This is a genomic window from Hymenobacter sp. DG25A (genome assembly GCF_001280305.1).
Lineage (GTDB): Bacteria > Bacteroidota > Bacteroidia > Cytophagales > Hymenobacteraceae > Hymenobacter.
On sequence record NZ_CP012623.1, the window covers coordinates 1,756,179 to 1,769,995 of the forward strand.

8 protein-coding genes are annotated in these 13,817 nt (G+C 57.7%); 4 read left to right on the plus strand and 4 right to left on the minus strand.

All coding sequences use genetic code 11. The features are described 5' to 3' along the window. Positions 1-33 precede the first annotated feature (33 nt). On the plus strand, positions 34-1,182 hold the full coding sequence (locus tag AM218_RS07585) for a TlpA disulfide reductase family protein (protein WP_054413304.1): 1,149 nt from the start codon (positions 34-36) through the stop codon (positions 1,180-1,182). Between the two features lie 418 nt (positions 1,183-1,600). Continuing rightward, positions 1,601-2,293, plus strand: a complete 693-nt coding sequence (locus AM218_RS07590) for an SIR2 family NAD-dependent protein deacylase (RefSeq protein ID WP_054413305.1) — start codon at positions 1,601-1,603, stop codon at positions 2,291-2,293. On the opposite strand, the gene AM218_RS07595 is transcribed toward AM218_RS07590, so the two are convergent. After that, positions 2,290-3,843: an FAD-dependent monooxygenase gene (locus tag AM218_RS07595; protein ID WP_082318119.1), complete on the minus strand. Its 1,554-nt coding sequence runs from the start codon at positions 3,841-3,843 to the stop codon at positions 2,290-2,292. The genes AM218_RS07590 and AM218_RS07595 overlap by 4 nt on opposite strands. Before the next feature lie 154 nt (positions 3,844-3,997). On the opposite strand from AM218_RS07595, the gene AM218_RS07600 reads away from it, so the two are divergent. Together AM218_RS07600 and AM218_RS07605 are read left to right on the plus strand one after the other, a co-directional pair. After that, positions 3,998-7,720 carry a metallophosphoesterase family protein gene (locus AM218_RS07600; RefSeq protein ID WP_054413307.1) on the plus strand — a complete coding sequence of 1,241 codons (3,723 nt, stop codon included), beginning with the start codon at positions 3,998-4,000 and terminating at the stop codon, positions 7,718-7,720. Between the two features lie 154 nt (positions 7,721-7,874). Continuing rightward, the gene (locus tag AM218_RS07605) at positions 7,875-8,873 is read left to right on the plus strand and encodes a Ppx/GppA phosphatase family protein (RefSeq protein WP_054415401.1); all 999 of its coding nucleotides are present in this window, start codon (positions 7,875-7,877) and stop codon (positions 8,871-8,873) included. 85 nt (positions 8,874-8,958) lie between these two features. Here the strand turns inward: AM218_RS07605 and ppk1 are convergent, their stop codons facing one another. From ppk1 to gyrB, 3 genes are all read right to left on the minus strand, one after another. Continuing rightward, positions 8,959-11,253 carry a polyphosphate kinase 1 gene (gene ppk1, locus AM218_RS07610; RefSeq protein ID WP_082318120.1) on the minus strand — a complete coding sequence of 765 codons (2,295 nt, stop codon included), beginning with the start codon at positions 11,251-11,253 and terminating at the stop codon, positions 8,959-8,961. A 60-nt stretch (positions 11,254-11,313) separates the two neighbouring features. Beyond that, a complete protein-coding gene (locus AM218_RS07615) occupies positions 11,314-11,700 on the minus strand; it encodes a RidA family protein (RefSeq protein ID WP_054413308.1) in 387 nt (128 codons plus the stop codon). A gap of 87 nt (positions 11,701-11,787) precedes the next feature. After that, positions 11,788-13,764, minus strand: a complete 1,977-nt coding sequence (gene gyrB / locus AM218_RS07620) for a DNA topoisomerase (ATP-hydrolyzing) subunit B (RefSeq protein WP_054413309.1) — start codon at positions 13,762-13,764, stop codon at positions 11,788-11,790. Between the last annotated feature and the right edge of the window lie 53 nt (positions 13,765-13,817).

Here is a 13,817-nt window from a genome sequence, read left to right on the forward strand (position 1 = left end):
TTGCAAAAGTTTAAATTCTTCCATTGATTCCCCATGAAGAACTACTTGCTCCTGCTGCTGCTGGTACCAAGCCTAGCCGCTGCGCAAACGCCTATTCCCTTCATGCTGAAGGGGCGCCTGGGTTCGGATACGTACCGCGGCAAGCCGACCTACGTGTATTTGCGTGGTGGGAGTATGTCAGATTCTGCGCTGGTCAAGAACGGGCGCTTCAAACTAAAGGGTACTGTGGATGAACCCACGAAAGCATATCTCACTATGCGGCGGCATAGGGACGATATGTCAGATCACAAGGCGGTCTTTTGGCTCGAACTAGGCACGCTCGTCTTCACCAGCCCCGATTCGCTCAGGAACTCGCAGGTGGGCGGCTCGCCGCTGACCGACGCCTGGCAGGAATTATGGGCGTCTCATGAACCGGTAGACAAGCAACTCAAGGCGCTGGAGAAGGAGCGGCAGGCCGCTACGCCGGCGCAGCAGGAGTCGCCGGCCTTCCGGCCGGGCCTGCAGGCCCGGCGCGCGGCATTGCTGCAAGAGCGCACCCGCCTGGATTCTGTTTTCGTCCGCGCCCACCCTACGTCGTTCATCAGCCTGACGGTCCTGAACCCGATGAGCCGAGATCCAAAGAACGCCGCGCTGGTGCTGGCCCTGCTCCCAACCCTGTCACCCGAAGTGTTCAACAATCCGCGGGCCAAGGAGCTCCGGCGGACCATCCGGCAGAACGCGCTGGGCCTCAAGCCCGAGTCGAAAGCAAATACGGCCCTGCAGGTAGGGCAACTGGCCCCCGACTTCACCCAAACCACGCCCGACGGCCGGTCCGTATCGCTCAGCGACTACCGCGGCAAGTACGTGCTGGTCGACTTCTGGGCCTCGTGGTGTGGCCCCTGCCGTGCCGAAAACCCCAACCTGGTGAAATCCTACCACGCCTACAAAGCCAAGAACTTCGACGTGCTCAGCGTCTCGCTCGACGAGGCTCGGGACCGGGCCAAATGGCTGAAAGCCATTGAGGCTGACCAGCTGCCTTGGACGCAGGTAGCCGAGCTGAAAGGCTGGCACAGCCAGGCAGCCACCGCCTATTCCATTACGTTCATTCCGCAGAATGTCCTGGTAGACCCCACGGGTAAAATTATCGCCCTGAACCTGCGCGGCGACGCGCTGCCGGAGGCACTGGCGCGGCTATTGAAGTAGGAAGCCAGCCAAAACAGTTAACGCCGGAAGTTGGCTAGTCTTTTAGTATTAAGCTTGTGAAAACTCAGCACTTTAGGTATCACTGGTCTAATGCCCATCTTGAAAAAAGGGCTTTCACGCCATGATGCTTTAGGAGTGTCAAAGGCGGCGACTCGACCCAGCCTAAGCCGCCCGTCACGCAAAGAACTTTGCACTGACCGAGGTGGCCTTGGTCGAAAGTCAGCAACGCAAACAAGGCCCCGACCGGAAAAGTACCACATTCATTGGATAGGGGCAATGGGGCAAAAACCACCACTATTCCGAAATCCCGCTTATAACGTACATTATGATAAGAGTCTAGAACTAGATATAATTCTCTTCCCTATACTATGTATCGTTACTAAGATTGTTTTTAATAGCAAAAAATTACATCGAGTATATGAAAAAGAAACTGGTAGCCCTTACCGGGGCCGGTATTTCGGCGGAAAGCGGGCTGGCTACATTCCGGGGTTTTGATGGGCTGTGGGAAGGGCACCGCGTGGAGGATGTGGCTTCGCCGGAAGGCTGGGCGCGCAACCCGGAACTGGTGCTCGATTTTTATAATCAGCGGCGCGCAGCGGCCCGGGCGGCCCAGCCTAACGCGGGCCATAAAGCCTTGGTGGCTCTGGAGCAAGCCTACGAAGTGGTTATCATCACACAGAATGTGGATGAGCTGCACGAGCGGGCCGGTAGCAGCCACGTTATTCATTTGCATGGCAAGCTGTTTGAAGCCCGCAGCTCCCGGCACGAAGAGCTGGTTTACCCTATGACTTCGGACCGGATTGAGCTGGGCGAGCTGTGTGAGAAAGGCTCGCAGCTGCGCCCCAACATTGTGTGGTTTGGGGAGGCCGTGCCGCTCATGGAGCGCGCCATGGAAGAAGCCGCCACCGCCGACGTTTTTGCGGTAATCGGGACTTCCCTGCAGGTATATCCGGCCGCTAACCTAGTGCACTACGCCCCTACCAATTGCCCACTCTACATAATTGACCCGCACCAGCCGCCGCTTACGGCGCGCCGCAACCTGCATTTTATAACCGAGCCCGCCACCACCGGCGTGCCCCGGCTGGCCGCACAGCTCTTGGCAGAACTCTAGCGCATGGCCCCCACCGACAGCACCCGGAAGGGCGCTTTCCCTACGCCCCACTGGTCAGCGTAGGCCGTAAACTGGGTTTCTTCAAACTGAGGCGCTACCAGGCCCAGGTAACCATCGGGGCGCAGCAGGTAAACGGTGCCGGGCGTTTCAGCGGGCATAGGTCGGATAACGGTGAGGGGAAGCTCCCGCAGGCTGGCCCATTCCTTTATTTCAGTTGAGGGTTCCGCTACCGTGAATAGATGCCAGCCCGCTGGGCGCAGTGCCTCAAAACGCCCATCGGCCTGCCAGGGCAGCCTTTCGCCCGCATCAACATGGGAAGCAGCCCCCACGCTTAAGGGCGAATCAGGATAGGCAATGCTGATTTGAGAAACAGTACGGAATACCAACTGCCGCATGAATGGAAGCCGAGCCAGCAATGGCAGTAGAATGGGCAGAATCCGTAACCGCCCAAAGTTGGCTGCTTTAGAAGGGCGCGTTGCCACGGAAAAGGCGCGGTCGGTGGTGGCCACCAGCTTCTGGGCAAAGGGAATCCGCTCCAGGGAATACGTTGGCAGCAAGGCGCTGGAGGATGCGCCGCGCAGCACGGCCGCCAGTTTCCAGCCCAGATTCACGGCATCGCCCATGCCGGTGTTCATGCCCTGCCCACCCGCCGGACTATGCACGTGGGCAGCATCGCCGGCCAGAAAAACCGGGCCCTGCTGAAAACTGGCCGCTACCCGATGATGGACTTTGTAGGTGGAAAACCAGAATACCTCGTCCACTTTTACCTTCTCCGAGGTTTCCAGCCGGGGCCGCACATCTTCAAAAGTGGCGGCTTCCGGCGCTACTCCATCCGGCAATACCCCAATAATGCGTGTGCGCTGCTCCTGCATAGGGAAAAAGGCATAAAATGCCTCCGGTTGCACGGCCACCTGTAAATACCGCTCCTTGTCGTGGTTGCCGGTCAGCCCCGAAACCCGGGTATCGGCTACAAAGAACACCTGCTTGTAGGTGCCGCCCGGAAATTTGATATCCAAGGCCCGGCGGGTAGCGGAGTTGGCGCCATCACAGCCCGCCAAAAAGCGAAAATGAGCGGTTTCCGGCTGGGTTTCCTGATGCAGCTGTACCGTAACGCCTTCCTCCGGCGGGGGATTAATCTGCAGCGAGGTCAGCTCGGTATGCCACTCCACCTGTATTCCCTGCGCGGCCAATGCTTCGCGCAATAGTCGCTCCGTCTGGTCTTGCGAGACAATGAGCAGGTAAGGAAACGGGCTAAGGGTGGCTCCTATCCGGCCCAGCGGCACATGTGCTACCACCCGACCCCTTATCCGCAGGTTTAGGCCTGCTACCAGCTGCCCCTGCCGCCCAAAAGCCTCCGCCAGACCGTGCCGGTCCAGCAGCTCCAGCGTGCGGGCATGCACCACCAGGGCTCGGCTTAGTGGAGACGGCCCCGGCCGGGCGTCAATAATTCTGGGGGCAATGCCGTGGCGCACCAGCTCCAGCGCCAGCATCAGGCCGGTAGGGCCGGCCCCAACCACCAGCACGGGCCTATCGGGTAGCGGAATATTCATAGGATTTTTGGGGAGGGATGGAGCTCAATATTGGCAAAATATGCAATTGTTATTCCCTGGGCTCCAACTGAAACCGGGCTGCGTCAATTAACTGGATTATGGGGTGAATACTTTTGCACCGATACTACGTATGTGAGCATTCACTCCACGCTCTATGCGAAAAATCTCCTCTTTCTGGCTGCTGGCCGGTCTGCTTATAAGTACCCCATTGTATGCCCAAACGCCAGGGCCGGCGCATACGGTTTATCTGCTGGGCAATACCGCTACCACGGCTCCCTCCCCGGCGCATCTGCAGGCTCTTAGGCACACGCTGGAACAGGAATCCGGCCCCTTCACCGTAGTACATCTGGGCGATATTGTAGGTCCGGATGGTATGGGCAGCAAGCAGGATAGCGCCTCGGCCCAAACCGCCCGCGCCGATGCCCTGATTGCGCTGGTGAGCGGCCTGCCCAACGGCAAGCTCTATTTTATACCCGGGGATAAAGACTGGGCAAATTCCGGCCCCGATGGCCTGAAGCGGGTGCGGCGCCTGGAGAAATACATTGAAAGCAAGCTGCCCGGCCAGAACGCCTTTGCGCCTACGGGCGGCTGCCCCGGCCCGGAGGTAATTGATGTGGCCCCGCTGGTGCGGCTGGTAGCCATTAACTCGCCCTGGTGGACGCACCCTTATGACCGGCCCGAAGCCCCCGACACGGAGTGCAAAACCCTGACCAGGGAAGAATTCCGCGAACAGCTTCAGGATATTCTCACTGATACCAAGGGCACCAATGTGCTGCTGGTAGGTCATCAGCCCATTATCAGCAACGGTATCTATGGGGGTCGCATGCCACTCTCCCGTCACCTGCTGCCGCCGGTATTTGGCACGCTCTACGCCGCCTTCCGCCAGAACATAGGCACCCCCCGCGACATGGCCTACCCGGCCTACCAGGATTTCCGCAAGGAAATGCTCAGCACCCTGCGCGAAAACCCCGGCGTTATTTACGCTTCCTCGCACGAGTACAGTCTGCAGCTCAACCAGATTCAGCAGCAGGCAAACTACCAGCTTATTGCCGGCAGCTTCACGGAATCCCAACACGTGGGCGCCAATGCCCAAGCCCTGTATAATAAGGCCGAACAAGGCTTCTCCAAGATTCAATACTTTGCCGATGGCACGGTGAAGACCGTGTTCTACACCTTTGGCCCTACTGCCGAAACCGCCCGGGAAGCCTTTTCTGCTACGGTTTTTCAATCGGCCTGCACGGAGCCTCGCCTGCCTAAGGTGCCGGTTAATTCCTTTATTTCAGAATGCCCCGGCGCCTCGCCGCGCGTGGCGGCGGCTAAACCCGATGCCCCTTTTCAGCTCACGGTAACCGTAGCGGCCGGACCGGAATACAAGGATGGCGCCGCCCGTAATTTCTTCCTGGGGCGGCTGTACCGGACTACCTGGGCCCAGCCGGTGCAGGTACCCACGCTTAATCTAAGCACAGAAAAAGGTGGCCTGTTCCCGTATGGCCGGGGCGGTGGCCGGCAAACCACTTCCCTCAAGCTGATAGCGGCCGATAGCACGGAATATGTGTTCCGGTCCGTAGATAAAGACGTTACCAAGATTCTGCCGCCCGAGCTGCGCAAATCCATTGCCGGTGATGTGCTCCGCGACATCACCCCCACGGCTCACCCCTACTCGGCGCTGGCTATCAGCTCCCTGCTTGATCAGACTGATATTCTGCACGCGCGGCCCCGCCTGTTTGTGCTGCCCGATAACCAGCAGCTGGGCCCCTACCGCGAGGAATACGCCGGCCTGCTGGGCACGCTGGAAGATGACCCCTGGGACCCGAAATCCAATACGCCGGGGTTTGGCGGGGCCAATGATATCCGCCGGTCTTTCAGCTTCATTCGGCAGCTTTATAAAGACCACGACAGCCGCGTAGATGCGCAGGCCCTGGGCCGCGCCCGCGCCTTTGATATGCTGGTTGCCGACTTTGGCAAGCACGAAGACAACTGGAAATGGGCGGGCTATAAGCAGGATGGCGTAACTATTTACAAACCCATTCCCCGCGACCGGGACCAGAGCTTTACCCTGTGGAATGGCCTGCTGACGTGGACGGCTAACCGGGAATGGGCCGTGCCCAGCATTGAGGATTTCCAGGCCAAATTTCACGATTTGGAAAGCCTGAACTGGCCTGCTCGCCACCTGGACCGTTTCCTGCTGCAGTCTCTCACGCGGGAGCAGTGGCAGGACATTGGCCACTACCTGCAGGAGAAAATTACCCCGGCCGCCATCGACCAGGCAACGGCCCAGTTTCCGGCCGAGATTCAGCCGCTTTCCGGGCAGGAAATCAACCGCAAGCTGAAATCCCGCATTCAGGAATTGCCAAAGGCTTTGGATGAATATTATCTGATGCTGGCCAAGCGCGTGGACGTAGTAGGCTCCAACAAAAGCGAGGTATTTCAGGTGGACCGCCTGCCCGACGGCAACGTGCGGGTGCGCATGTTTGATAAGGCCAAAGGCACGGATGCTCCCGAAGGCGAGCCATTGTTCGACCGCACCTTCAAGCGCGGAGAAACCGAGGAAATTGCGCTGTACGGGCTCGATGAACAGGACATTTTTACCGTAACCGGCTCCGCCCCCAAAAGCATTCTGGTGCGCATCATTGGCGGCGACGGCAAAGACCGGATTACCGATAACTCCCAGGTGCAGGGTCTGCGTACCCTCACCAAGGTGTATGACGTGCCGGAAACCCAGCTGCAGGCCAGCTCCGAAACCGATAACCGCACCTCCAACAAGCAAGGCATCAACCGCTACGACCGGGAAGCCTTTGAGTATGATGGTTACAACCCGCGGGCCACGCTCATCTTCAACCAGAGCGACGGTTTTGGAATTGGCGTCGGGTTCGATGTAGTGCACCAGGGGTTCCGTAAGCCCGGCTTCAAGAACCTGTATGGCATCGATATTCAGGGCTCCAGCAACGGCAACTTTCAGGTGGCGCTTAATTCCCGGTACCGCTACGCCATCAAGAAGTGGGATATCGGGCTTCGAACGGAGTACGGCAACTATTTCCAGTTCTACAATTTCTTTGGGCTGGGTAATAACACCGTGAAGAATGACGGGCTTTACAATGATAATTTCTACAAGGCCCGCTACAAAGGCTTTACGGCCAATGCCTTCACGGAGCACACTTTCCTGCATCGGAGCCTGGTGCGTTTTGGTCCCACCTATGAGCAGTACACCACCAATTTTGCCGGCAACAGCTACCTGGGCCAGCTGCAGCAGGAGCCAAACTCTGACACGCCTACCCCCAATACCGCTTTCCAGCGCCTGGTGGGCCTGAATGCGTTGGTAGACTTGGATTTGCGCGACCGGAAAACCTATGCCCGGCGGGGTGTGCGGCTGCTGGCCCGGCACGACAGCTACCGGCAGCTGAACCGCAGCAAGTCATACTTCGGGCTTACGCAGGCCTTCGGCGAGTTCTATACCACCGCCCGCATTGCCATTCCCGTTACGCTGGTGATAAAAGGGGGCGGCGCGAAAAACTACGGCAGCCAGGATGACATTCCTTTCTACAAATATGCACTGCTGGGTCAGCGCGAAAACCTGCGCGGCTACGTTCGCAACCGCTTCACCGGCGACGCCAGCCTGTACCTGAACACGGAGGTGCGCCTAGCCCTGGGCCGCAGCAGCAACTCCATTCTGCCGTTCTACTATGGCTTATTCGGGCTCTATGACCGGGGCCGCGTGTACTACAAAGGCGACTCACCGGGCGGCTGGCATACGGGCTACGGGGCAGGCTTTTACGTAGCACCCGTATCTGAGCAGCTGGCGTTGTCCGTTTCCTATCAGGTTTCAAAGGAGGAAAGCGCCCTGTTGCAATTTGGCCTCGGCTTCAATATTGATCAGTAGACCCGCCTAGCAATTGTTTGTAAAAAGCCGCGGCCGGGTGAACCCGCCGCGGCTTTTTGCATGGAATAGCAGCAGCGTATATCGAGAATAGCTGCTAGTGGAGAAAACACAATCAACTATCTTTGATTTTCCCTATTCATTCTACCCCTACTTCATGCAGTATCCGCTCCTGAAACTGGCCGCTATTGATATTGGATCCAATGCCGTACGGTGTCAGATTTCGGCGGTGCTCCACTACGGCGACCGGTACCGGCTTAAGCGGGTGGAATATGTGCGCTACCCTTTGCGCTTAGGCGAAGATGTTTTCGCCTCGGGCAATATTTCCCAGCCCCGGCAGGACAAGTTTGTAAAGCTGCTGCACGCACTCAAGCTGCTGATGGAGGTGCACGATGTGGCCCCGAATCATTACCTGATATGCGCCACCTCCGCCATGCGCACCGCCAAAAACGGCCAGGAAGTAGCCGACCGGATTGAGCGCGAGCTGGGCATGAAGGTACAGGTGATTGACGGCCAGGCCGAAGCCGCCTTCATCAACCGCGTCATCGAGCAGCTGCTGGAAGATAAAAAGCACTACCTGCACATAGATGTAGGCGGAGGCAGCACCGAGTTCAACATCTACCACGACCGGCGCAAAGTAGCCTCCCAGTCCTTTGAGGTAGGCTCTATCCGGCGCATGCAGCAGGAAGAATCCGGCCTGGATACCGATGCCCTGAACGGCACCTGGAAGCGCATGGAAGACTGGGTAACGGAAAACGCCCGTCGCTTCCACGTAACGCGCGCCATTGGCACGGGCGGCAACATCAATAAGCTCTACAGCATGGCCCAGCCCCAGTTGGACAAGCCCGTTACCCGCGCCCGCATTGCCACCGTGCTGGACCACCTCACCAGCATGAGCATGGATGAGCGGGTGAACGTAGCCATGCTGAACCCCGACCGCGCCGATGTGATTGTGCCCGCCGGCCACATTTACCTGGCGGCCATGGAATGGGCCAACATCCATACCATGCTGGTCCCGGATATCGGCCTGAAAGACGGCATGCTCCAGTCCCTGTTCGAAGAGCATTTCGATGAGATTGAGCCCTCAGCCCTGCTCCGCAAGGGTCCTAAGCCCAAGCTCACCGTGCAAAGCCGCGACAACGACGAAGCCAGCTAAAACGCTGCTTCTCTTTCATCCAAAATAGAAAGCCCCGCCCGATTTGAATCGGGCGGGGCTTTATCGTTTACGAGGAACTTGCCAGCTACGCGCAGGTAGGAGTAGTCCCGGGAGTTTCTACGGTTTCCGCATCCTCCACTTCACCGGTATCAATGGGCGTCAGACATTCCACCACTACGTCCTCGGAGTCTTCGTCGGAGGCCGTGACGGGTGGCGTGGCTTCCTCTACCACGGTGTTGGCTATGGCTTTGGGCGTGAGGTAGTCCTGATACAGTCCTCCTTCATCTACCAGGCTGTAGTTTTTGTGATAGAACTCCTTGTGCACGTTAAACACGGGCTCATCTAGGCCGGGCTGGCGGCGCACGTAGGCCCCGTCCTCGCGCATGAGGTAGGTGTTCTGGTTGTCGCGCAGGTTGAAGTAGAGGATGTTGATGGCCTCGCGCTTCAGCTGCGGATTTACAATACTGAAGAGCGCCTCAATGCGGCGGTCGAAGGAGCGCACCATGATATCGGCGGAACCAGCATACATCAGCGGATTGCCGGCGTGGTGGAAGTAGAATAGGCGGGCGTGTTCCAGGTACTCGCCCACAATGCTGCGCACCTCAATATTGTCGCTCAGGCCGGGGCGGCCCGGGCGCAGGCAACAGATGCCCCGCACCACCAGCCGAATAGGAACCCCGGCTTTGGAGGCTTTGTACAGCTCGTCAATTACCTCCTTGTCTTCCAGGGAGTTCATCTTCATCACGATGCCGCTCGGAATGCCTTTTTTGGCATTCTTGCCTTCCTCCCGAATCAGGTGAATGAGCTGCTGGCGCATGTCCTTGGGCGCCGTAATCAGGTACTCGTAGTTATCGGGCTGGGAGTGACCGGTAATTACGTTGAAGAACTCCGATACATCGTGGCCATACACCTCGTTGGTGGTCAGCAGGCTCACATCGGTGTAAATCTTGCTGGTTTGCTCGTTGTAGTTGCCGGAGCCGATGTGCACGTAGCGCGTCACCTTGTCGCCCTCCTTCCGGATGATCATCAGCATCTTGGTGTGCGTCTTGTATTTCGACACGCCATAGATGACAAAGCAGCCCGCCTTTTCCAGACGGCCGCCTTCCCGGATGTTGCGCTCCTCATCAAAGCGGGCCTTCACCTCAAACAGCACCGAAACGTGCTTGCCGTTTTCCGCCGCCTTCAGCAGCGCCGCTGTCACGCGGGAATCATCGGCGAGGCGGTAGATGGTTTGCTTGATGCCCAGCACGTGCGGGTCTTCGGCGGCCTGCTCCAGCAGGCGTACCACCGGCTCAATGCTGTTGTAGGGGTGGTTCAGCAGCACATCGTGGTGCTTCAGGTATTCGAAAAGGTTGTCCTCGGCGCCTTCGGGCAGGCTAAGCGGCGTAACCGGCGAGGGCTGTTTGCTGCTTTTGCCGCGCAGGTTGGGGTGCTTGAGAATCTGCAGGAAGCCCCGCATATCCATCAGTGCGCTGATGACGAAGACGTTGCCGTTATCAATTTTCCAGCGCTCCTTAAGCACGTTCATCAGCACCGGCGAGGCGTCGCGCTCCACTTCCAGGCGTACTACGCGGCCCTTCTTGCGGGTTTTGAGGCCCACCTGAATTTCCTTGATGAAGTCGACGTCAATGTCTTCCGATTCTTCTAGCGTAAAGTCGCCGTTGCGGGTGATGCGGAACAGATTGGCCGATACGATATCAATGTTGCGGAACAGCTTGGGCAGGTTTTCCCGCACAATTTCCTCAATGGGCACAAAGATGACTTTGTCTTTGCGCGTGAGCTCAAAGAAGCGCGAGAGGTTCTGCGGAATCTGCACAAACGTGAGGCGCTCCTGCCCTTTCTCCGCATCGGTATCCGGGCCCGTACGCGTGACTACCCCAAAGATGAGCATCTGGTTCATCATCAGCGGGAAGCCGTGGTAGGAGTCGTATACCATGGGCGTGAGCAGCGGGTAGAGCGTGTGCTTGAAGTAGCCCTCGGCTTTCTTCAGCTCCAGCTCTGTGAGCTCATCCATGCGCAGAATGTTGAAGCCATTCTTCTCGAAATTTGGCTTCAGCTCGTGCAGATAGGTCAGCGACTGGTCGTTGACAAAACGGTGCGCAAAGTCCAGCAGTTTGCGCCGGAACGGCAGCTCCCGCAGCCCGGAGTAGTCTACCCGCTCCTTGCCGTAGTCAATATAGTTATACAGCGAGCCCACCCGAATCATGAAGAACTCATCGAGGTTGCTGCTGGTGATGCTCAGGAACCGCAGCCGGTCGAACACCGACTTGCTGGTGTCCTTGGCCTGATCCAGCACGCGGTAGTTAAACCGCAGCCAGCTCAGGTCGCGGCTGATGTATTTACTTTTCCGGATGAGGTCGGCGGATTTGAAGATTTTCATAGCGGAGTAAAAAACCGGGGTAAGATACGTACGTGGCGGCCTCCCCGGCGCATATGCAGGTCAGGAAATAATAGCAGTGGCCTCAATTTCGACCAACAAGCGCGAATCAATCAGGGCGCGCACCTCCACCATGCTGGTAGCCGGGCGAATCCGGCTGAATACCTCAGCATGGGCGCGGCCTACCGCTTCCCACTCCGAAATATCGGTGACGTAGATGCGGGTGCGCACTACATCCTGCAACGTAGCGCCGGCCTGGGTTAGTGCCGCCGCAATTTTTTCCAGAATACGCACGGTTTGCCGGTAGGCGTCGCCGCCGGCTACGGAGTCACCATCCTGCGCGGTGGTGCCGGACACTTCCACCACGTTGCCCACCCGCACGGCCCGGGAATAGCCTACTACTGCCTCCCACGGAGCACCGGAAGAAATGAGTTGTCGGGATGTTGTCATAGCGAAATAATGGTCGGCATACCGACAAAAAAAAGCTCGCCGGGGCGAGCTTTCTTTTGTCAGATCCAATAAGGAACGGAAGGCAGCTTATACATCCAGCTTGGCGTATTTGGCGTTTTTCTCGATGAACTCGCGGCGGGGCGGCACTTCGTCGCCCATCAGCATGGAGAACAGGTGGTCAGCTTCCACGCCCGATTCTACGTCCACACGCTTCAACGAGCGGGTGTCCGGCTGCATGGTCGTTGTCCAGAGCTGCTCGGCATTCATCTCGCCCAGGCCTTTGTAGCGCTGCACGTTCACCGTTTCCGGCTTACCGCGGCCTAGTTCTTCCTGCGCGGCCATCCGCTCCTCTTCGGTCCAGCAATAGCGCTCTTCTTTGCCACGCTTCACCAGGTACAGGGGCGGCAGGGCAATGTAGATGTAGCCATTGTCGATCAGCTCCCGCATGTAGCGGAAGAAGAAGGTCAGAATCAGCGTCCGGATGTGCGAGCCGTCGATGTCGGCGTCGGTCATGATGATGATTTTGTGGTAGCGCAGCTTGTCCATGTTCAGGGAACGGGAGGTGCTACCATCGTCCTCGTCGGTCTTCTTTTCGAAGCTCACGCCAAGGGCCGTAATCATGTTCCGGATTTCCTCGTTTTCGTAGATGCGGTGCTCCTGCGCTTTTTCTACGTTCAGGATTTTACCACGTAGTGGCAAAATGGCCTGGAAAGCGCGGTTACGACCCTGTTTGGCAGTGCCACCGGCGGAGTCACCTTCCACCAGGTACAACTCGCAGATAGCGGGGTCAGATTCCGAGCAGTCGGCCAGCTTACCGGGCAGGCTGGTAGAGCCCAGCACCGATTTACGCTGCACCATCTCGCGGGCTTTGCGGGCGGCAACACGGGCTTTGGCGGCCAGAATTACCTTCTCCACAATAATGCGGGCTTCCTTGGGGTTTTCCTCCAAGTACTGGTTCAGGATTTCGCCTACGGCCTGGTTTACTGCCCCGCTCACATCGGAGTTGCCCAGCTTGGTTTTCGTCTGGCCTTCAAACTGCGGTTCCTGCACCTTCACCGAAATAACAGCGGTAAGGCCTTCGCGGAAGTCATCACCCTGCACCTCTACCTTGGCCTTTTCCAGCAAGCCGGATTTATCGGCGTAGGCTTTCAGCGTGCGGGTAAGGGCGGAGCGGAAACCGGCTACGTGCGTACCACCTTCAATGGTATTGATGTTGTTTACGTAGCTGAAGATGTGCTCCTGATAAGAGTCGTTGTACTCCAGGGCCACTTCTACGGGCGTGCCGCCTTTCTCGCTTATCACGTGAATGGGGGCAGGCATCAGCACGTTACGGCTGTTGTCCAGGTACTGCACAAACTCGCTCAGGCCGCCTACGGAGTAAAACTCCTCAAACAGATAGGAGCCGTCGTCGTTGGTCTCGCGGCGGTCGGTGAGCAGAATACGGATGCCTTTGTTCAGGTACGACAGCTCCCGCAGGCGGTTAGCAATGGTTTCGTACTTGTAAACACTCTCGCTGAAGATGGTATCATCCGGCATGAACTCTACCTGGGTACCATGCTCATCGGTATCACCGATTTGCTTTACCGGGTACTGAGGCACACCAATTTTATAATCCTGCTCGTAGATGTGGCCATTGCGGCGCACAATTACTTTCAGGTCTTTGCTGAGCGCGTTTACGCAGCTCACGCCTACGCCGTGCAAGCCGCCGGACACCTTGTAGGAGTCCTTATCGAACTTGCCACCGGCGTGCAGCACCGTCATGACCACCTCCAGGGCCGAGCGGCCTTCTTTGTGGTGGAAATCAACGGGGATACCGCGGCCGTTGTCGCGGACGGTAATGGAGTTGTTTTCGTTGATGGTTACTTCAATCCGGTCACAGTGGCCGGCCAAGGCTTCATCGATGGAGTTATCAACCACTTCCCACACCAGATGGTGCAGACCCTTGACGCCAGTATCGCCAATGTACATGGACGGCCGCTTACGTACGGCCTCGAGCCCTTCCAGAACCTGAATGCTATCCGCGGAGTACTCGGAGGGGCCTTTTTTCTCTTTCGTTTCGCTCATGTGGGGCGCTTAGTTCAGCACTATTTATTACTAAACAAAGATACCGATTTTAT